We start from the raw sequence: 19,049 nt of genomic DNA on the forward strand, positions 1-19,049 counted from the left end.
CATAGACTTAACTCCGTTTTAAGGGTTTAGGCAATCATACGCAATTAAAAAAATGATAGTCCAAAAAACCTCTCTATGTCAACTTTTTTTGTTAACGAGTTTTAGAGAAGTCTTTGGATTATACAAGACTGAGCTCATTGAGCTATCAGCCTATGATTTGTCGCATTTACCAATATAAAACAAATCGCAATAAACGTCAAGCTTGTCGATGATATACGGCATCAACTTTAACGAGCCTCATCTCCGCTCGTTAGTGATATCGATCGCTTGAAGAGCAGATTGAAATCCTTTCCGGTATCCAGAATAAACTGTGTACCGATAATTAACATCAGTTATTTTACTGAAAAAAGCAAACTCGATATTTCAGAACCTAGTTAACTCTACTATTTAACTTCCAAGCACAGCCTGGGAACCCATGTTCAGAGGCTCTGCCTCGCTTGCTTTAGAAAACAGGAGGCTCTCGGATCTACTCTGTTTCAGTCTCCTCGCGGGGAAAAGGTAGTATGTCGCGAAACTTTAATTTCCAGAAAGTCAGCCTGCATCACAAATTTCAAGATAAACTGAGGGCTGCTTATTAGTATCAGCTTTTCTATGCTCATTCCAAATGCAAAGAATGCAGTTGTTGATATTCGTAAACTTCGTGACTACTGCCTCAATCCAGAACACGACGATGGCAAACACAAAGCGCGGCTTTTTTCGTCAATTCTTGGCATGACACCTGACAATGCTGAGGAATTGCGCCAAAATTTGGTTGAAGTTATTCAAACTCACGAAGTTCAGTTAGGGAGGCGGGATGGGTTCGGGCAACGCTACATCCTAGATTTCAGGATTGAATGGCAAAATAGAAGTGCAACCCTTCCGAGTGGCTGGATTATTGAGCATGATTCCGAGATTCCGAGATTAACAACCTGCTATCCTCTGTAATGTCTGGAGGTAATAAAAGTGGCAAAGAATACAATTAAATTACTCGATGTCGTTGCCTTGACAGTTGATGTTCCTGAATACAATCTCTGGCGCGGACAAGTAGGGACAGTGGTGGAACTGTTGGCTGATGGTGCAGCGTTTGAGGTTGAATTTAGCGATCGCAACGGACGCACTTATGAATCTGTTGGGCTGTATCCAGAGCAAATCATGGTGTTGTATTTTGAGCCAGCATCACCTGATATCAAACCAGAAATGGTTACAACATAAGTCGCACAATAACTTGTGGACTTTATAAAAAATGGAAATTTGTAACCGCTGATGCACGCAGATAAACGCAGATAGATAGAGATATAATTGATATTATCGGTAATTCTGAAAACCTATGACTCAAGCTTTACCCAAACTCGTAAACTTCGAGGAATTTGTGGACTGGCTGCCTGAAAATTCGGCGGTACGCTACGAACTGCATAATGGAGATATTGTTGAGATGGCACAACCAGTAGGCGAACATGAGGAAGTTAAAGGCTTTCTTACAATCAAAGTTTCCGTTGCAATCGATCGTCTGGGGTTGCCATACAGTATCCCCAACCAAGCGATAGTTAGACCTCCTGAAAAAGATTCTGGGTATTTCCCCGATGTGTTGGTGCTAAATCGTGCAAATCTGGTAAATGAGACATTGTGGCAAAAACAATCTGTCCTCAGTTTGGGTAAATCGATACCGTTGGTAATTGAGGTTGTGTCAACCAATTGGCGCGATGATTACTATTTGAAATATGCTGATTATGAGGAGATGGGTATCCCTGAATATTGGATTGTGGATTATGCTGCGTTGGGTGGACGCAATTTTATTGGCAATCCTAAACAACCGACAATTTCTGTCTGTAACTTGGTTGATGGTGAATATCAAATCCTCAAGTTTCGAGAGAACGATCGCATTGTGTCGCAAACTTTTCCTGATTTGAACCTCACAGCAAATCAGATTTTTCAAGCTGGTTTAGTGTAAGCGGATCTCTCGTAAATTTGGATTTTTTAACCGCTGATGCACGCAGATAAACGCAGATGAGTACACAGGAATTACTTATCAAAAGCAAAGAAACCGGGTTTTTGACCTCGCAAAAAAACCCGGTTTCTGACTACTCGTGGGTCAGCCTTATAAACGTAAAATATCGTTTACGGTTGTTGCTGAATGATTAAACCGCAGAGAACACAGAGGACACAGAGTCAGAGAAGGAGAGTGATGAATGATTTCGATGTCAATGGATTTGAGATCGGAACATTTGTCATAGCAATCCGCGATAGCGAATAAACACCAACAGCACCGCCCACGATCCTAATGCGACTTTGACTGCAACCAGGATATTGAGCAAGGGGAGAATGCCACCGCTGAAAAGTGTGCCTAACTCTCCGTGCGGTAACTCATATCCTGACAGAGTGATAACGGACAATACAATGAAAACAAGTACCGAAACTTTCTCCAAAGTCGCGGCGTGCCAGCGCTGGTAGATTTCTTGCATCCACTGCGGTGATGAGGTAATCGCCACCAAGCCGATCGCAGTTCCCCCCGCTACACCCGCTGCAAAACCACCGCCTGGACTTAAATGCCCGCGAATTGCTAGTTCGACACCCACCAAGGCGGCAATCGTCGCTCCCAATCGCGCCAAAATAATCGATGGTTGATCGGTAAACTGATATATGGCGCAGGACGGCTGTTCATTTGCTAGCATAAAACTTGCACCCAAGATGGCGATCGTAAATACTACGACTTCAAAGATCGTGTCGTACAGCCGATTTCGCAAAATGATACCGGAAACCGCATTGGATACTCCACTATCTTGAACAACCAATTCGACGATCGAACTTTGCTGCGATAAGTCCATTGTGGGATTGGCGATTAGCAGCATTTTGATAAACAGCGCTATCCCTGATAAAAAGTAAACCCACTTCATCAATGTTTGTCCTCTGCGTCAGGTGTATTTACATAGGTTAGGGTTGTCCCCGGTGATGAAAGTTCGGTTTGCATGATGTCGTAGACACGCCGAACTCTGATTGCTGTGTTATAAAGTTGCGCTTCGCCACTGTGTTCTAGTGGGTCTTGTGGGGAACAAGCTGCATGAACTTCTTTTTCGATCAGCGCCCGCTGCAATGCCTGTACACTAGCATAGGGAACCAGTTCCAGGCGCATATGGCGTTTCTGAAAAACTGTGCGGATGTCATCTATCAGTTGCTTAAAATGACCTGCGGTTTTGCCGTCTGGTACGGCATCGCCCTCTATCCCGTCTTCGATGACACCCAGACGCAGCACGAGGGATGAACGCACCGTCACTGCATAAAGTGTAATCGCGAGTAGAGTACCCATCAAGGCTTCGGTCAAGCCCACATCCCCCGCGCCTAAAATTGTATACACCAAGGCGGCGATCGCTCCCAATACCCCCCGCAGCAGCAATGCGTGGTATGGATTGACCTGAAATACCACCATACCAGCAGCTAAGGGTAGCAGAGCGACGAGGACATAAATGTAGCTATTATCGTTCATAGTCAGTCCCTGTTTTGGAACAATAGGCCAACACATATCCCAGCATTGTGTTCCAGGTTGCTAAGCAAATGAGCGCCAGAATCAGCAGGGGCCATTTACTGGGTATTTGCAGCAGCAATCCGACGACTATCGCGATCGAACCCAGCGTATCTGCTACCGAAAGACTGTGCAGTTTATATAAAACCGATCGCTTCCCAAGTAGGTAAGAAGTACCCCAAAACCAGAAAAAAATCCCTATACCGATGCAGGTATAGCTCAATACATCTATTACGATCATGCTTCACTGATACGTTTGATTATTTGTGCCAACAACATCAATCCAGCATTACCCACACTGAGGATAATCGCCGCCACCACACCGATCATCCAATCATCGCGCCAGACGGATATGACGAGAGCGATGATTGCCGCCTTGGTCGAAATACTGGCAAACGCCAACATTGTCTGCCAGATATCATGATCTTTCCATACCTCGTACATGGGTATGAGCAGAGCCAAAATCATGGCTATTAAAATCACGTTGTTCAAGTTGTTCAATTGTGTGTACTCCTGCTTTTTTCTTACTTAATATCGGGGCGGGCTCGCGTGCCCAACCCCCTACACCCCACAAGAAACTCTTGAGAATAGTGCAACTTAATAGACCTCTGCCATCATTGTGGAACAGGCATCCTGCCTGTTCTTGACGGGCTGTTTCGCGGGTGGGGGCGGGTTTATTTAACCTGTCTGCAATCTTTAAAGCTATTGGTGAACCCGCCCCTACAGATTCTTGAGAATGATCCAATATCGAGCGTGTAAATAAACTCGGGTATGTCACAAAATGTAAAGTATCGTAACCCCTGCGATAGAGCACTTTTACTAACTGCGGACATACTTACGTATTTTATCGCCTATCTACTTATTTATTTCTCCCTTCTCTGCGTTCTCTGCGTTCTCTGCGGTTAAATAATTCCGAAAAAACTTCAGCTAATTACTCGAAGTCCGTCGCACTCGGTGTACTTCGTAAAAACCCTCTTCGTGATATTTCACGACAATCGTCTTAGGAGTAAAAGTGATCAGGAATACATCTAAGAATATCAGCAAGGGCGATCGATGGTTTGGCACTTTTTCCATGATCACATCTTCGTGTCTATGGGGGCGGAAGATGAGTTCAAAAGCTTCCAGATAAGCTATCGGAATCGCCATCAAGATTTTACCGAACACCCCCAACCATTCTCTCAAAGGTTCCGGGGGTGAGTAGCTGCGCGGCAACAGGAAAGCAATGATGAAGCCGATCGCAATATTTGCCAAACTAAAATCGGCAGTGAGTAGAAACCAGATCGTCAGTCTTAATATTAGCTGTCCAATCATGTTGAGAATGCCATCCAGAATAGTAGGAGCGAAATCAAGCTCATAACACCGACCAAATGATCGAATTGTTCAAGCATACGTGGCAGTTTGATTGCCGTGCGTTGAAAAATTAGAAAATAGGCTAACCAACCAACGCCGATGATGGCGATCGCCTTAAGCATATTGTCCAGCGTATAGGCCTCAACATAAAAGGCATTGGCTGCAATCAGCCCACCTAGCAACAGCAACACCGCAGGCCAAAAACCGGGTTTTGATTTTGCTGCTCCACCACGGGGCAGAAAGATGAATTTAGCAAATAGGATAGCCGTTCCTACGGCTGCCACATTCATGGCGATCGCATAAGGGGGTGTCAAATTCTTCAAAGTCAACATCTTTGCCCCAAAGCCAACCAAAAAGGGAAAGCCTGAGATCGAAAGGCTAGCCACCACTAACGCAATCCAGAGCGTAGTATTAATCTGCTTTTGTCGCAATTCCTTAAAGTCGCGGCTGGGTAAAGAACCCGCAATCAGGAATAGCGCCGATTTGACCACGCCGTGGGCGAGGGCATAAAAGCCTGCCACTTCCGGGGCTACGAGAATCCAACCTAACTGCGAAACCGTGCTGAACGCCAGCATCCGCTTGGTATCCTTTTCAAAGATGCCATAGAACACGCCCATCAACGCCGCCCCGACTCCGAAAATCTGGACGATGGGTGCCACCTCCTCCACCATCAGCGCACAGCGCACGAGGGGATATACCCCGGCTTTAACCACAATTCCTGACAGCAAAGCCGACACAGGCGTTTCTGATTCCGAGTGAGTTAACGGTAGCCATAACCCCGATACAAACACACCTCCCTTAACCAAGAGAGCCATAAAGATCAGAGCTGTCGCCTCTGGGGGCGCTGCACCCAAGCCGGCAAAACTAAACGAATTACTTGCCTTATAAACCAGCACAGCACCGACTAGATAAAACAGCATGGCCGTGTTGCTAATAAATAGATAGCGCAAAGCCACCCAAATCGATCGATCGGTGCGAGGATAGGCAATCAACAGAAACGCCGCAATCCCGCTGACTTCTAACCCCACATATAAACTGATAAAGTCACTAGAGGCAAAGGCCGCATTCAGGCTGCCGTGTACCATCAGAATCTGTGCATAAAAAAATGCCGTCTTCTCTGTGGGCCAACAGTAGATAATCACCGCTGCTGTGACTAAGGCATTGGTTAAGATGAAATACCCGCTCAAGCGATCGACTAACAACGTGACACTGAAATTATCCAGTAACTCCAGCGTCACCGCTGACGGCATAACAAAAAGCTGGAACGCATAGGCAGCGGACGCGAGCGCTCCGAATATTGCGAGATACTTGTCAAACTTCGGAATCAAATAAATAGTAAACCCGACAAAAAACGGGAGTCCAATCCAGGCTAGCGTCAGGGTATTCATGGGGTATTATTCATCTCGATTTCGTTACTTTCTAATGTCGGATTATCTCGTGCCAGCTTCATCACACTTACCAGCATTAAAGCCTGAATCGAAAAGCCGATCACGATCGCCGTTAAGATCACCGCTTGGGGAACCGGATCGGCGTAAGCGACAACATTTTTCCCCTTTGAAATAATTGGTGTCAGCAAGCCTTCTCGCGATGCCACCACCACGTAATAGGCGATAACCCCTGTACTCATGACATCCATACAGACGATTTTCATGAGCAGGTTCTTTTTAAAGATGATACCAAAAAATCCGCAAAATACTGTTGCCAATACCAATGCTTCTAACATGGAAATTGCCTGTTGGATAAGGGGTTTTTGTTATTATATTTGAATTAGCGTATATTATTTCTAATTGGACTTAGAAATTTTCTAGCCCGTAAACTACCTGAAACGCAGTCTAGGTAAGGGAAAGAGTTTGTTGACTGTTGACTGTTGACTGTTGGCTGTTGGCTGTTGGCTGTTGACTGTTGGCTGTTGACTGTTGGCTGTTGACTGTTGGCTGTTGGCTGTTGGCTGTCAGTCGAAAAACTGAATGATGGTTGATACCAATTTAATGTGAAGTCGCACATATCTCGATCCCCCTAAATCCCCCTTAAGAAGGGGAGTAGGGGTTGACTTTGATCGGAATCTTGTCCCCCCCTTAGTAGGGGCGGTGCCCCCGTGCCCGCCCTTGGCTAGGGGGGATCGGATTCTACGGGGCCTCATAAAAAATTGGTATGAGTGTTGACTGTTGACTCGATTTTACGCCCGACGATCAAGCGCGGATTTGATATCAGAGGTGAAACCCTTGTCAATTATCGACTGAGCTCAATTCAAGCTCAAACCGTTTACCTGTGCCCGTTTGCAGCCATTTTTGACCTGGTTTTTGTCTAAGTCCCGTTAGCGAATCTGTGGCCGACAAGGAAGTCCGATCGTCCATCTTTCCCCAGTTTCTGACCACTCGTGGGTCCAAGAGTGTTGAATTTAACGGGGGCGAACGTCACTAAGTTCAATCATTCCGCAAAGCTGCGATCGGATCTAAGCGAGCGGCATTCCGAGCCGGCAATACTCCCGCCAATAAGCCTACAGTAAAAGACAGCCCAAAACCCGCTGCGATCGACCATACAGAAACCACAAACGGAAATTTGAACGCTGTCGAGGCCCCAAAGGCGATCGCAATTCCCAACCCAATACCCGCCGTTCCCCCCACCGTGGAAACTAAAATAGATTCCGCCATAAATTGAATGAGTATTGCTGCATTAGTAGCGCCTACCGCTTTGCGAATCCCGATTTCCTTAGTGCGTTCCACAACAGACACCAACATAATATTAGCAATACCGATGCCGCCAACCACCAAAGAAATTCCGGCGATCGAACCCACCATCACCGTAAATAAACCTATCACATTGCTGAAAGTATTAACTATTTCAGCTTGATTTACAACTCGAAAATCATCCGGTTGTGGCGGATAAATATTGTGGCGTAAGCGCATGATATTTTCCACTTGAAATTGAGCATCCGCTAAATCCGCTTCGTCGGCAGTTTCCAACCAAAAACCCGATATTGCAATCCCCGCTAAAGAATTTCTCCCCACAATCCGCGAAGACATATTTTTGAGAGGAATATACACTCGATCGTCCTGATCTGTTCCCCCTACAGACCCCTTGCTTTCCATCACTCCAATGACCTTGTAGCGGTTTCCCTGAATGCGAATATCGGAGGATAGCGCATTAGCTCCGGCTCCAAAAAGTTCCTCCCGCACCTTAGAACCGAGGACAACTACAGGCTCAGCAGCATTCAATTCATCCTCGTTAAAAAACCGTCCTTCTTGGGGTTGAATGTTCTTCACATCTGGATAGTTTAAATCCGTTCCCAAAATCGAAGTAAATGAATTTTGTCCGCCGTAAACGACTTGCACTTGACGCTGCAAATAAGCCGAAATCGCCTTAACTGCAGGAGCTTGTTTGCCGATCGCCCTAGCGTCATCCCAAGTAAGAGTAGTAGCAGAACCGCTTCCCTGACTGACACCACCCGATCGCGAAGCGCCGGATAAAACCAACAGCACATTTGTACCCAAAGCCTTTAACTGTTCTTCAGTTGATTTTTGTACTCCCTGTCCCACCGAAGTAATAGCAATTACCGAAGATATCCCAATAATTACGCCCAGCATAGTTAAACTGGTACGCAACTTATTATTCCACAGCGCCTCTGTCGCCATCAACGCGATTTGAACGTTAGTGATTTTGTTGGTACCGGGGCGAGTCTGTAATTTCATATTAGACCTCTTGCAAAAAAAATCTATGTTAGAATTAAAGCTTTTGAATTTTAGACCTGAGAGCTAACTCATAATTGTAAAGTGCTGACAACAAATTACAACGGAGACCATAACGGCGGCGACGATTTCGATAACGACTGGACAAAATTTTGAAAACTTTTGGCTACCGAGGGCGGCAATGACCATACCACCAATCAGAAAGCCGAGCGTTGGGGACTGCAACTGAGACGCAAGTCCCGCAGGCAAGAAATACGGCTACTAAAAAGCCGGGTTATGCCCCGGCTTTTTAGGTCTGTGTCGTCTCGATTCAACAGCCGTCTGGTCCACAGAAACTGTGCCCGTACAGTACCTCCGCGTCACAGAGATAGATCATGCCCGCAAAATCGAGGAAAAACTTGACTGCGACCTGATCCGCAATATTCTCGGCCATATCCCGATCCTGGGTGAGTACCTCGAATTTTATATTCGCCGTGGTGTCAGAAACGCTGGGTTGTCCCGACGAGCGCACGTTGCGACTGCCTTTACCGCCGGTTTCCACAACCGTATAACCAGTTGCCCCGGCTTCTTCGATGATATGGGCGATCTTTTTCAGCAGAATCTTTTCCGTGACGATGACAAGCTTTTTGGCTGGCTTGGGCATATTGGTTACCTCCTTACCTACGTATGTTGATCTTAATATATTGAGTTGCTTGGTCTGCCGGGTCAAGGGAGCGCCGACAGACAGCGACCCGTCTGGGATTAGCTGCCGCCTATCGCCTGGGCCAGCCCGAGGAAGAGCGGTATACACAAGCCGATCGCAATGGGTGTACCGATGGCTGTGGATGCGCCGATGTAGGCGGAGGGATTGGCCGACGGGATACCGGCTCGCAACGTGGGCGGACCTGAGATGTCTGAACTGGAGGCGGCAATAACAGCCAGGATCACAACACCGCCCAGGCTGAATCCTGTGGTGTAGTGGGCAATCATGCCGAGACCGAAGGCGATGAACCCATGCACCACCGGTGCCACTACGCTATACACGACGTACCACTGGGCAACCTTACGTAGTTCGCCAAGTCTTGACCAAGCCTCCATACCCATGACCAGCATCAAGATCGAAAGCAAGCCGCGGAAGAGGGGGTCGTAGAAGCTTTTATAGACACTTTCCGGCTGGGTGAACAGGCCAAGAGCAATGCCGAGCAACATTGCCGATAGGGCAGGACCCTGGAGGCTTTCCTGCACGATCGGCCATATCTTGACCCGATTATCCGCAGGCTTCTGCTGCTTGCTGAGATACTCTTGCCGGCCGCGGGGATAATCTTGCTGATCGGGATAATCGCCTGCTGCAACGGGCTGCTTGCTGAAAGACTCCTGCACGGTAGAGTGGGCTGCTGCACTACCCTTCTTCTGGTTGAGATAAATGTTGGCCACCACAATCGCCGTTACGAGCGCTGGGATATCCATGAAGGGATAGAGTGCGGCAGCCCATGCCTCGTATGGCATTTTTTGTTCTTCCAGTAGTGTCAGGGCTGCAGCCATGGTAGAGCCACTCACAGCACCAAACAATCCCCCGGTCGCAATCGCATCTATGGTGTTGACCTTCGGCAGCTTGGCCAACGTATAGCGCGCGATGAATACAACAAGAACCCCTACTGCTACAGCAGACGCTGCGGGTATCACCATCTCCGTCAGGTTGGAATTGCGGATCGCCTGACCACCGGTCAGACCGATTTTCATGAGCAGCATGAAGACGATGATCTGATTAATCGCCTCTGGAATTACCAATTCGCTACCAAGGGCGGCAATGACCATACCACCAATCAAAAACCCGAGTGTTGGGGACTGCAACTGCTTAACGAAGTCCATTAAGAACAAGGACAAAAAATCCACGAATACCTCCTTCCGCCTCCTCTAACGAAGAGTGATTATTGTGAGCAGTGAGCTTTAAGAAGTAAGGGTGCAGCGCTTCAACCCTGCCGACAGGTGTTACGGGAACACCTGTCGGCAGGGGATTCAGAGATAGCCGATCTCCGAATGGGGCTCGAAGGTGTCGCTGTCCTGCAGTAACTTCTATAGATCAATATCTATTAAGTAGGTAGGCGGTGTAAAGCCCAACTATGTCAACGATGGTAAAGTATCCTTAGCCCTAAGCGTGGCTGACTGAGCAATGTTTACATACAGTTACATTGTTCAGTTTAATCCCGCCTACTTACTTAAGACCCCAAATTCTATGTACTTAAGTCTATCCTTAAATTCGCAGTAACGCGCCTTCGCGGTTCAATAAAAAAATCAAAACCCTAACGCAAGCGCCTTCCGCCACCCGGTTGCAAACCCGGAATTCCACCCGATGGATTTTGGGATCTAGGCCGCAATCCCGGCGGGAAACTCATCAGCACTTTTTCATTTCCTTTCAAACCCGATCGCACTTCCGTCTTATCATCCACCGTCATACCAGTCTTAATCGGCATAAAAGCAGGTTTACCATCTTCTCCACCCGCAACATAAACCCCCGTTTCCCTTTGTTGGCGGACAATTGCCGCAGTCGGAACTACCAAAACATTTTTGAGTTCACCAGCCTTAAACTCAACATTCACATTCATGCCCGATCGCAGCATTTGTTTATCATCATTAATAATTGCCGCTTTTACCTCAAAACTTGTCACATTTTGCTGGACGATCGACTGAGGCGAAATTTGAGTGATTTTACCTGCAAAAGTCTTTCCCGCAAAAGCATCGGCTTGAATAGACGCAGCCTGGCCCATCTGAATCTGAGAAATATTAGTTTCTGCTACGTTTGCTACTAATTGATTTTTTGAAGCTAAGGACAAAATCGAAGAAGAAGTCGCCGAAGAAACCGCACTACCTGCCGTAGTGGGAGTCACAAAAGCGCCCGGATCGGCGTACTTGCGGGTAACAGTGCCGGTGAAAGGAGCCCGCAGCACAGTGTCGTCGATCAGCGCTTGAACGCTTTGCAGGCTGCCTCTAGCGGCGAGAACTTGGGCGCGGGCTTGGGCGATGTCTTCGGGGCGAGAACCGGCTTCTAGCAGCGCCAAAGCTTGCTGTTTTTGCTCCACAGCAGCCCGCCCCGCAGCGATGTCTTCCGGGCGTGCGCCCGATCGCGCCAGGGCCAAAGCTTGCCGTTTTTGCTCCACAGCAGCCCGCCCTGCTGCGATGTCTTCCGGCCGTGCGCCCGATCGCGCCAGGGTCAAAGCTTGCCGTTTTTGCTCCACAGCAGCCCGCGCAGAAGCGATTTCTTCAGGGCGAGCACCCGCTTGCAGCAAAGCTACAGCTTGTTCGGCTTGCCTGACTTGCGTTTGAGCTCGATCGCGCTCGGTGCGGGAGTTGTTGACAATTTGCAAAGCAATGGCTCCGGCATTATAGAGTTCCTGATTTCTCTGAAAGTCTTCCTCAGCTTGGTTTTTGGCGTATTCGGCATCTCTGAGTTTGGCGATCGCTTGGGCGATGTCTTCAGCCCGATTGCCCTTTAGCAATTTTTGTAAATTAGCCTGTTGTTCAGCTAGTTGTGCCTCGGCTACGGCAATATCCTGCCTTCGATTGCCGTTGAGCAATTTTTGCAAAGTTGCCTGTTGTTCTGCTAGTTGTGCCTCAGCTACCGCAATGTCTTGGGTTCGATTGCCGTTGAGCAATTTTTCCAGACTTGCCTGTTGTTCTGCTAACACTGCCTTAGCCACAGCAATGTCCTGCGATCGAGTGCCGTTGAGCAATTTTTGCAGGTTTGCTTCCGCGGCTGCGAGTTGTCCGCGAGTTTGGGTAAGTTGCCCTTGGAGGTTGGAGTCGTCCATGTAGGCGAGAATCTGCCCTTTTTCAACTTTATCTCCTTCCTTGACAAGCAAACTTTTGAGCATTCCTGAAGTTTTGGGGCTGACGTTAACGGAACGTTCGGGCACAATTGTGCCGTTTGCCGAAATTGTAATCGGCAGGTTCACCCTTTCTACAGCAACGGTTTTTTCCTTGCGCCTGGTTTCGCGGCTGGATTTGACTGTGAGTTGGCTGTAAGCTGTGTAGCCTACTCCTGCCAGCAGGGAAGCGGCGAGGAGTCCGCTAACCCACGGAGTCAGCTCTTTTTTAATCTGAAAGTGCTTTACGAAGTACATATCAATTAGACCTGATGGGTCTGTCTTGAATTTAGACCGATCGGGAACACAAAAGGTTCAATTGAAGTCTGATTATGTTTTTTCGGTTGTAGCGCAGGTATCTTCGGATAATTTTGAAGAATTAAGTACATCAGCTACCATTAATGAGGCTGCACTACTGGTTCAAGAAGGTTGATTAACAGTAAGACTTTTTCTGACATTTGCTAACAATCACTTACATTTGCCTTCTGGTCTTCATGTCATATAGAATGAATTTAGCCACTCAGATGTAGGTGAAAAACCTTGGTAGTACGCAACCGCTATATAAATAAGTTGCCTCTACATTATCAAAGCAAATAATCAGATTGGCGTGGGGCTGTAAGCGATAACCAAGCTGAAGGCAAGAATATAAGTGCTTGTAGAAAATTCTACGGGCATCGGTTGATACGCCTTGGTTGATATCTGATCTCAACTTATGTATTTGTTAGCAAATGTTAGCAAAAAAGTATCGGTTGAGGCACAGTAAAGTATTTGGTTACTTTTGCTAATGTATGCTACTATTGGCTACAGGGCTTATGTACCACTCAGACTCATCAGTCGAATTTCTGGGCTTGCATCCACACACCCTAAGAAGATATGCAGACTCCGGGAAAATCAAAAGCATCAAAAATGAAGCAGGGCAAAGACTCTACGATGTCGAGTCCTACCAGCGCGGTGCAGCTAGAACTACCGTTGTTTGCGAATGTCGCGTCAGTTCACCCAAGCAGCGAGACGACCTCGCTCGACAAGTTGACGACCTGCGACAGCAATACCCCGACGCCGAAATCATCCAAGATATCGGGTCGGGACTCAACTTTAAGCGAAAAGGACTGCAAGCCTTACTGGTCAGATTTATGCGCGGCGAACAGCTCACGATTGTTGTTGCCTGTCACGACAGATTGTGCAGGTTCGGATTTGAACTATTCGAGTTCATGGCCGGGCAAAACGGTGGACAAATCGTGGTTCTTGACCGAACTGTTCACTGCCCGGAAACCGAACTCACAAGCGATATTCTCGCCATCCTTCACGTCTTCAGTTGCAGAATGCACTCCCGGCGAAGTTACAGCAAGAAGATCAAGGAAGATCCGTCTATTCCTAAATCCTGAACAAAAAGCTTTAATCAAGCAGTGGTTTGGAGTGAGTCGTTTTGTCTACAACACGACCATCAAATACCTCCAAGAACCAGGCACAAAAGCTAACTGGATGACGCTCAAAACTGGAATACTTAACAGTTTGCCAGAATGGGCAAAACCTGTACCTTTCCAGATCAAATCGATTGCCATCAAAGATGCTTGCTCAGCAGTTAAGGCGGCTAAGCAGGGTTTCAAAAAAGATGGCCAACTCCGCAAATGCAAATTTCGCAGTAGAAAAGACACAAAACAGTCTATCTATGTGCCAAAAGCATCTATAAAAGACTGCGGTGTCTACCATTCCATTTTAGGTAAGTGTCAGTTAACAGAATCTTTGCCTGAAAATTTTAGTGATGGAAGGTTGACTCTCGCTTACGGGGAATACTACCTAGTTGTTTCTGAAGAAGTGCAACAAACCAAGACCGATAAACAAGGTCGGCTAGTTGCCTTAGACCCCGGTGTCCGCACGTTCATGACGTTTTTCTCTGAAGATTCCTATGGCTGGCTCGGCAATGATTCTAATTTGTACATCCAGAAATTGTGTTTTCGGTTAGACAAGTTGGTATCGAAAATATCTAAAGCCCCCAGTCGGCAAAAAAGAAGATTCAAAAAAGCAGCCAGCAGGCTTCGTTGCAAAATTAAGAATTTGGTCAGAGAGTTGCATCACAAAGTAGCTAAGTTTTTAGTTGATCATTTTGATGTAATCTTGCTGCCTAGGTTCGAGACTTCTCAAATGGTGTCCAAGTCGCGCCGTAAGTTGAGAAACAAAACGGTGAGACAAATGTTGACTCTCAGCCATTACGAATTTAAAAATTTTCTCAAGTGGAAAGCTTGGGAAAATTCAAAACTCGTGATTGACTGCAACGAAGCTTACACTTCTAAAACGGTGTCGTGGACGGGTGAAATTGTCAAGAATTTAGGTGGAGCTAGAACTATTAAGTCCGGAGCCACCGGATTGAAGATGGATAGGGATCTAAATGGTGCTCGCGGGATTTTTCTGCGGGCATTGGTTGACACGCCTTTTTTGAGAGATTCTCTCAACTTATATGTTTGTTAGCATTTGTTAGCAAAAAAGTGTCGGTGTGAAATATCGTACTTTCCCGGCCGTCAATATCGGATTACTTGCCATAGGTTGACGCTGCAGTGTAGAATCATCCGTAGCAGCCATCCAGCTAACACGGTCAGGACTAAGACCCCAAAAAACTGCTCTGTTAAAGTCTCATGACCGAAAGCATCCAGGATACCCGCCACGTGATTCATCCGTCCAGAAATAAAAAACCTGTATCCGATGAAACTTGCCGAACGTATTAATCTCGCGCAAGTCAATGCTTCAATTCTTTAATCTAAAATCTAAAATCATCTAAAATCATCTAAAATCGCTTGACCGAAGAACGAGCCCGCCGGGCCCCTGGCTTTAGACACGGGGATAAGTCGGCAGCGGTTTCAACCGCCTCCAGCATTTAACAAATCTTAATGCAAAATTAGTGTAGTATGCAGGTTCGTGCTGTATAACTATAATATGAGCGTTAATTACAAATCCAACAAAAATGTTGTTTACTCGTGTAAATACCATATTGTGTGGTGTCCGAAATATCGCCGAAAGGTTTTAATTGAGGGTGTCGATACCCGATTAAAGGAAATACTGTTAGAGGTGGCGACCGAGTTTAACAGTGAATTAATCGAGATGGAAGTAATGCCAGATCACGTTCACCTTTTGATCGAGTGCGATCCTCAGTTTGGGATTGCCAAGCTGATTCGGTACATGAAGGGGCGTTCTTCTCGATATCTTCGCCAAGAATTTCCTTGGCTAAAAAGTCGATTGCCAACTCTATGGACGAATAGCTACTTTATTGCAACTGTTGGCGGTGCGCCAATTTCAGTAATTAAGCAGTACATTGAGAATCAGAAAAATGTCTAGTTATGGATGCCAGCAAAATCTAATCAGTCCAAGTCGAGAGCTAAGAAGCGTACTGGAATTTGTATGCGAAGAGTCGAACAAGTTAGCTAACTGCGGGACTTACTATTCTCTGGAGTTATATTTTAAAACCGGGAGAATTCCTAGCAAGTATGACTTACACAAGTTGTTCAAGGATAATCTTCACTTTAAAGCACTATATTCCCATGTTGCTCAACAAACGTTGACCAGCGTTGCGGAATCTTTTAAGTCGTACATTGGGCTGTTAAAAGGAATCAAGGGTGGTACGGTAACGCAACATCCTAAACTACCAAAATACCGCAAAAACAGCTTAAAACTTGTAACCTTCCCAAAGGCAGACGTAAAGCTAAAGAATGGACAATTGAGATTCCCGTTGGGAAGTAAGGTCAAACTCTGGTTTGGAATTGGTGAATTTTATTTGCCAATGCCATCTAACCTAGACTACAAGGCAATTAGAGAGATTCGCATTTTACCAAGAAATAAACAATTTTATGTCGAGTTTGTCTACCAACTTCAGTCAACAGCAGTTGAGCTGGATGTTAGTAAGGCTCTGGGTATCGATCCAGGATTGAATAATTGGTTAACTTGCGTTTCCAATGTAGGAACAAGTTTTATCGTAGATGGACGGCATCTAAAATCATTAAACCAATGGTATAACAAGCGGGTTGCGTCGATCAAAGAGCATAGATATCAAGGCTTTTGGTCTAAGCGATTGGCAAAAATCACGGAAAAACGAAACAGACAAACGAGAGATGCTGTTAACACTTCTGCTAGATTAGTATTGAATCATTGCCTAGAAAACCAAATAGGTACAATTGTTTTTGGCTGGAACAAGGGAATGCGCCAAGAAATAAGTCTTGGTAACAAAACCAATCAAAATTTTGTGCAAATTCCTACCGCTCGATTGAAGGACAGGATTTCCCAGCTTTGTGAACAATATGGTATCCAGTTCATTGAAACTGAAGAGAGCTATACAAGTAAGGCGAGTTTTTTAGATTCGGATGAACTACCTAAGTGGGCGTGAAAAAACTGAAGGGTGGAAAGAATCAGGAAAGCGCATAAATCGCGGACTGTATCGCTCAAAAGACGGAAGCAAAATTAACTCAGATTGTAATGCTGCTGGAAATATTTTGCGAAAAGTAGCGACAACTTTAGGGTTATGCCTTAAAAGAGTCAGTAGATGCGCTTTGATTTCGCCTTTGAAAGTTCGTATTTGGACTCTTCAAGAATCCCCGTCCCTGAGCGGGCTGGGGAGTATCAACGTTAACTGTAACTTTGTTTGGCATGGATATAACACGCTCTTTGCTTCCTTTCCCGGATCAAACAATGATTTAGGTCTGTTGGAAGCTGTCTTAAACCATAGGAGTTAAATTATAATGATTTCTTTCTCTAAGCTCGGGAACTACGGAAGACTCGGTAATCAATTATTTCAATACGCATTCCTTAGAATAACAGCACGGCGTTTGGGAACCCAATTTTTTTGCCCTAAGTGGGATGGAGATGATATCTTCAACCTTAATGACGAAGGTGAGCGTGCTAGCGAACCCTCCGGGATTATTCATTATTTCGACCCCCATCCTCAAGCTGGCTTTACATCCGAAGCACTTTCCATCGGAGACCACACTGAAATTCAAGGGTTCTTTCAATCTGAAAAATATTACTCAGACAAGCGACTTGTACGTGAGTGGTACACGTTCAATAACGAGATTGTCACGGAGGTCGAAAAACTCTACGGCGACATTTTGCAAAGGGATTGTGTCAGCTTTTCGCTCCGCCTCGATACCGACTATGGCAATACCCGAGAATATTTCCCGCTTTACCCGCTTTCTTTTTACAAGAAGTCCTTAAGTGCGATCGACCCCCAAGGTCCCATTCTTGTCTTCTCCGATCGTCCCGATTTAGCCAGAGAATTTCTTCGTGATCTTCAAGGGCAGGAATTTATCTTTGTAGATAACCTGAATGGTCCTCAGCAGCTTTATTTAATGACCCGATGTCGAGCTAATGCTATTACTAATTCAACGTTTTCCTGGTGGGGCGCTTGGTTGAACGGACACCCAGAGAAGATAGTAGTAGCCCCGACAGATTGGTGCCGCCCAGGGGTGCCAAACCCGGTTGAAGATATTCTATGCGATGATTGGGTCAAGCTCTCAGGCACTCATCCCATCTTAGATCACTTTCAAGTATGGAGGCTCAGACACCCCGTCGCGACAGTCAACCGGCTCTTGAGTCGTTTCCAAAAATAGATACTTGACCAGGAGAATCATAACAGGTTAAGTCTAATAAGCTGTTCGGCATTTAAAGGACTTGCGTAAGGTGCGTCAGCATCTAAGGTTTTCCGTTTCAGCGTAAGGGTTCGCGAATGACGCACCCTACTAGCCTCGTTACTGGTTTAAATGCTCCACAGCTTAGACATCTCCGAGAAATCCCAAACCATTAACATGATGGGTTTGTAGCGGTTTGAGCGCAGTTGTCAAACCGCTACAAAGCGCGATTTTCAGTTTTTGGATCTCTCGTTATATCATTTCCGGTTACACTCATACATGATGTTGACGGTTGACTGTTGACTGTTCACGGCGTCAACAGTCAACCGTCAACCGTCAACAGTGAACTCGAATTTACTATTCCGATGCTAACGGATTTGATATTAAATCTTGATTTTTCGTTTTTTTAGAGAGAAAAACCTTGAAAACATCCGTAAACATCAGATTGATTTTGCCGATGTTCCCGCGATGTTTGATGGTGAAATGCTGATTGAGCTCTTCCGATCGTTTTGATTATGGCGAATATCGCTGGTTTGGAATCGGTTTTCTCGGTTCTGGAATAGCGGTAGTAGTCTGGACATCACAGTAAGTTTCCGCCTAATCAGAATTTAGCTCCGTAAACCGAAAAAATAGGTGCAACAAAAGTTATTAATAACAAGTGAAATCTATTACTTTTGTTGCTAGAGTTATTGTATTGAAAGAATTCTCAGCAAATATAGTCAACTAATCAATTAGCTACAGGAGAAACCTCATGGCTGTATATTTAATCGCAGACGTTAAAGTTACCGATGATGCCTGGATTCCTGACTACGCAGCAAATGTTCACGATATCGTACATAATCATGGGGGGAAATACCTTTCCCGCAGTGGCAATATTACGACTATTGAAGGCGAGGAACTAGAAACAACGCTGGTTGCCTTGGTGGAATTTCCTTCTATGGAGGCAGTGCAAGGGTTTTGTAACGATCCAGCCTATGCAAAATATCGTCAAGCTCGGCAGGCTGGTAGTATCAGCCGGCTCCATGTAATCGATGATACTGATGTCGCAGGAACCATACCCTATTTACCAAAAGGTTAA

The 19,049-nt window shown here is 46.0% G+C and carries 21 protein-coding genes and 1 pseudogene; 9 read left to right on the forward strand and 13 right to left on the reverse strand.

Annotated features, from left to right (window positions below; all coding sequences use genetic code 11):
* Positions 1 to 591: 591 nt before the first annotated feature.
* From QT990_RS13940 to QT990_RS13950, 3 genes are all read left to right on the forward strand, one after another.
* Positions 592 to 924, forward strand: coding sequence for a DUF6883 domain-containing protein (locus QT990_RS13940; protein ID WP_333465346.1), 333 nt, complete (start codon positions 592 to 594; stop codon positions 922 to 924).
* 18 nt (positions 925 to 942) lie between these two features.
* Positions 943 to 1,191: a DUF4926 domain-containing protein gene (locus tag QT990_RS13945; RefSeq protein WP_333052104.1), complete on the forward strand. Its 249-nt coding sequence runs from the start codon at positions 943 to 945 to the stop codon at positions 1,189 to 1,191.
* Between the two features lie 115 nt (positions 1,192 to 1,306).
* The gene (locus QT990_RS13950; protein ID WP_333465347.1) at positions 1,307 to 1,927 is read left to right on the forward strand and encodes a Uma2 family endonuclease; all 621 of its coding nucleotides are present in this window, start codon (positions 1,307 to 1,309) and stop codon (positions 1,925 to 1,927) included.
* A 277-nt stretch (positions 1,928 to 2,204) separates the two neighbouring features.
* Here QT990_RS13950 and QT990_RS13955 read toward each other — a convergent pair whose 3' ends face one another.
* From QT990_RS13955 to QT990_RS14015, 13 genes and pseudogenes are all read right to left on the reverse strand, one after another.
* Complete coding sequence (locus QT990_RS13955) at positions 2,205 to 2,870, reverse strand: Na(+)/H(+) antiporter subunit B (RefSeq protein ID WP_333139420.1); 666 nt, start codon at positions 2,868 to 2,870, stop codon at positions 2,205 to 2,207.
* Positions 2,870 to 3,457: a DUF4040 domain-containing protein gene (locus QT990_RS13960; protein WP_333465348.1), complete on the reverse strand. Its 588-nt coding sequence runs from the start codon at positions 3,455 to 3,457 to the stop codon at positions 2,870 to 2,872. The genes QT990_RS13955 and QT990_RS13960 overlap by 1 nt, the downstream gene beginning before the upstream one ends.
* Positions 3,447 to 3,734 (reverse strand): monovalent cation/H(+) antiporter subunit G, encoded by a 288-nt coding sequence (locus QT990_RS13965; RefSeq protein WP_333139416.1) that lies wholly within the window; start codon positions 3,732 to 3,734, stop codon positions 3,447 to 3,449. The genes QT990_RS13960 and QT990_RS13965 overlap by 11 nt, the downstream gene beginning before the upstream one ends.
* A complete protein-coding gene (locus QT990_RS13970; protein ID WP_333052300.1) occupies positions 3,731 to 3,961 on the reverse strand; it encodes a hypothetical protein in 231 nt (76 codons plus the stop codon). The genes QT990_RS13965 and QT990_RS13970 overlap by 4 nt, the downstream gene beginning before the upstream one ends.
* A 459-nt stretch (positions 3,962 to 4,420) precedes the next feature.
* Complete coding sequence (locus tag QT990_RS13975) at positions 4,421 to 4,804, reverse strand: Na+/H+ antiporter subunit E (RefSeq protein ID WP_333139414.1); 384 nt, start codon at positions 4,802 to 4,804, stop codon at positions 4,421 to 4,423.
* Positions 4,801 to 6,231: a cation:proton antiporter gene (locus QT990_RS13980; protein ID WP_333139412.1), complete on the reverse strand. Its 1,431-nt coding sequence runs from the start codon at positions 6,229 to 6,231 to the stop codon at positions 4,801 to 4,803. The genes QT990_RS13975 and QT990_RS13980 overlap by 4 nt, the downstream gene beginning before the upstream one ends.
* Positions 6,228 to 6,566, reverse strand: coding sequence for an NADH-quinone oxidoreductase subunit K (locus tag QT990_RS13985; protein ID WP_333052085.1), 339 nt, complete (start codon positions 6,564 to 6,566; stop codon positions 6,228 to 6,230). Before QT990_RS13985 ends, QT990_RS13980 begins: the two co-directional genes overlap by 4 nt.
* A 44-nt stretch (positions 6,567 to 6,610) precedes the next feature.
* Positions 6,611 to 6,847: a hypothetical protein gene (locus tag QT990_RS13990; protein WP_333309868.1), complete on the reverse strand. Its 237-nt coding sequence runs from the start codon at positions 6,845 to 6,847 to the stop codon at positions 6,611 to 6,613.
* A gap of 419 nt (positions 6,848 to 7,266) precedes the next feature.
* Complete coding sequence (locus QT990_RS13995) at positions 7,267 to 8,532, reverse strand: ABC transporter permease (RefSeq protein ID WP_333309865.1); 1,266 nt, start codon at positions 8,530 to 8,532, stop codon at positions 7,267 to 7,269.
* 34 nt (positions 8,533 to 8,566) lie between these two features.
* Positions 8,567 to 8,692, reverse strand: a pseudogene (locus QT990_RS14000) (IS5/IS1182 family transposase); the annotation flags it as partial.
* Between the two features lie 147 nt (positions 8,693 to 8,839).
* Positions 8,840 to 9,172 (reverse strand): P-II family nitrogen regulator, encoded by a 333-nt coding sequence (locus tag QT990_RS14005; RefSeq protein WP_333139408.1) that lies wholly within the window; start codon positions 9,170 to 9,172, stop codon positions 8,840 to 8,842.
* A gap of 98 nt (positions 9,173 to 9,270) precedes the next feature.
* Positions 9,271 to 10,401 (reverse strand): sodium-dependent bicarbonate transport family permease, encoded by a 1,131-nt coding sequence (locus QT990_RS14010; protein ID WP_333309863.1) that lies wholly within the window; start codon positions 10,399 to 10,401, stop codon positions 9,271 to 9,273.
* A gap of 407 nt (positions 10,402 to 10,808) precedes the next feature.
* A complete protein-coding gene (locus tag QT990_RS14015; RefSeq protein ID WP_333465349.1) occupies positions 10,809 to 12,626 on the reverse strand; it encodes an efflux RND transporter periplasmic adaptor subunit in 1,818 nt (605 codons plus the stop codon).
* 554 nt (positions 12,627 to 13,180) lie between these two features.
* Between QT990_RS14015 and QT990_RS14020 the strand changes: the two genes are divergently transcribed.
* The 6 genes from QT990_RS14020 (at position 13,181) to QT990_RS14045 (ending at position 19,049) form a co-directional block, all read left to right on the forward strand.
* The gene (locus QT990_RS14020) at positions 13,181 to 13,750 is read left to right on the forward strand and encodes an IS607 family transposase (RefSeq protein ID WP_333139401.1); all 570 of its coding nucleotides are present in this window, start codon (positions 13,181 to 13,183) and stop codon (positions 13,748 to 13,750) included.
* A gap of 31 nt (positions 13,751 to 13,781) precedes the next feature.
* The gene (locus QT990_RS14025) at positions 13,782 to 14,831 is read left to right on the forward strand and encodes a transposase (RefSeq protein ID WP_333139399.1); all 1,050 of its coding nucleotides are present in this window, start codon (positions 13,782 to 13,784) and stop codon (positions 14,829 to 14,831) included.
* Between the two features lie 462 nt (positions 14,832 to 15,293).
* Positions 15,294 to 15,692: an IS200/IS605 family transposase gene (gene tnpA, locus QT990_RS14030; protein ID WP_333104972.1), complete on the forward strand. Its 399-nt coding sequence runs from the start codon at positions 15,294 to 15,296 to the stop codon at positions 15,690 to 15,692.
* On the forward strand, positions 15,685 to 16,734 hold the full coding sequence (locus QT990_RS14035) for a transposase (protein WP_333139397.1): 1,050 nt from the start codon (positions 15,685 to 15,687) through the stop codon (positions 16,732 to 16,734). Before tnpA ends, QT990_RS14035 begins: the two co-directional genes overlap by 8 nt.
* Positions 16,735 to 17,086: 352 nt before the next feature.
* Complete coding sequence (locus tag QT990_RS14040) at positions 17,087 to 17,953, forward strand: alpha-1,2-fucosyltransferase (RefSeq protein ID WP_333139395.1); 867 nt, start codon at positions 17,087 to 17,089, stop codon at positions 17,951 to 17,953.
* A gap of 769 nt (positions 17,954 to 18,722) precedes the next feature.
* Complete coding sequence (locus QT990_RS14045; protein ID WP_333139393.1) at positions 18,723 to 19,049, forward strand: DUF1330 domain-containing protein; 327 nt, start codon at positions 18,723 to 18,725, stop codon at positions 19,047 to 19,049.

This window comes from Microcoleus sp. T3_B1 (assembly GCF_036700445.1).
Taxonomy (GTDB): Bacteria; Cyanobacteriota; Cyanobacteriia; order Cyanobacteriales; family Microcoleaceae; genus Microcoleus.

What these genes read in the sequence shown, in the direction of transcription:
- QT990_RS14005 (WP_333139408.1), bottom strand. Translation starts at nt 9,172, where the DNA reads ATGCCCAAGCCAGCCAAAAAGCTTGTCATCGTCACGGAAAAGATTCTG.
- QT990_RS14040 (WP_333139395.1), top strand. Translation starts at nt 17,087, where the DNA reads ATGATTTCTTTCTCTAAGCTCGGGAACTACGGAAGACTCGGTAATCAA.
- QT990_RS13980 (WP_333139412.1), bottom strand. Translation starts at nt 6,231, where the DNA reads ATGAATACCCTGACGCTAGCCTGGATTGGACTCCCGTTTTTTGTCGGG.
- tnpA (WP_333104972.1), top strand. Translation starts at nt 15,294, where the DNA reads ATGAGCGTTAATTACAAATCCAACAAAAATGTTGTTTACTCGTGTAAA.
- QT990_RS14015 (WP_333465349.1), bottom strand. Translation starts at nt 12,626, where the DNA reads ATGTACTTCGTAAAGCACTTTCAGATTAAAAAAGAGCTGACTCCGTGG.
- QT990_RS13940 (WP_333465346.1), top strand. Translation starts at nt 592, where the DNA reads ATGCTCATTCCAAATGCAAAGAATGCAGTTGTTGATATTCGTAAACTT.
- QT990_RS13960 (WP_333465348.1), bottom strand. Translation starts at nt 3,457, where the DNA reads ATGAACGATAATAGCTACATTTATGTCCTCGTCGCTCTGCTACCCTTA.
- QT990_RS13965 (WP_333139416.1), bottom strand. Translation starts at nt 3,734, where the DNA reads ATGATCGTAATAGATGTATTGAGCTATACCTGCATCGGTATAGGGATT.
- QT990_RS13975 (WP_333139414.1), bottom strand. Translation starts at nt 4,804, where the DNA reads ATGATTGGACAGCTAATATTAAGACTGACGATCTGGTTTCTACTCACT.
- QT990_RS13970 (WP_333052300.1), bottom strand. Translation starts at nt 3,961, where the DNA reads ATGATTTTGGCTCTGCTCATACCCATGTACGAGGTATGGAAAGATCAT.
- QT990_RS13990 (WP_333309868.1), bottom strand. Translation starts at nt 6,847, where the DNA reads ATGTGCGACTTCACATTAAATTGGTATCAACCATCATTCAGTTTTTCG.
- QT990_RS13955 (WP_333139420.1), bottom strand. Translation starts at nt 2,870, where the DNA reads ATGAAGTGGGTTTACTTTTTATCAGGGATAGCGCTGTTTATCAAAATG.
- QT990_RS14020 (WP_333139401.1), top strand. Translation starts at nt 13,181, where the DNA reads ATGTACCACTCAGACTCATCAGTCGAATTTCTGGGCTTGCATCCACAC.
- QT990_RS14035 (WP_333139397.1), top strand. Translation starts at nt 15,685, where the DNA reads ATGTCTAGTTATGGATGCCAGCAAAATCTAATCAGTCCAAGTCGAGAG.
- QT990_RS13995 (WP_333309865.1), bottom strand. Translation starts at nt 8,532, where the DNA reads ATGAAATTACAGACTCGCCCCGGTACCAACAAAATCACTAACGTTCAA.
- QT990_RS13985 (WP_333052085.1), bottom strand. Translation starts at nt 6,566, where the DNA reads ATGTTAGAAGCATTGGTATTGGCAACAGTATTTTGCGGATTTTTTGGT.
- QT990_RS14045 (WP_333139393.1), top strand. Translation starts at nt 18,723, where the DNA reads ATGGCTGTATATTTAATCGCAGACGTTAAAGTTACCGATGATGCCTGG.
- QT990_RS13950 (WP_333465347.1), top strand. Translation starts at nt 1,307, where the DNA reads ATGACTCAAGCTTTACCCAAACTCGTAAACTTCGAGGAATTTGTGGAC.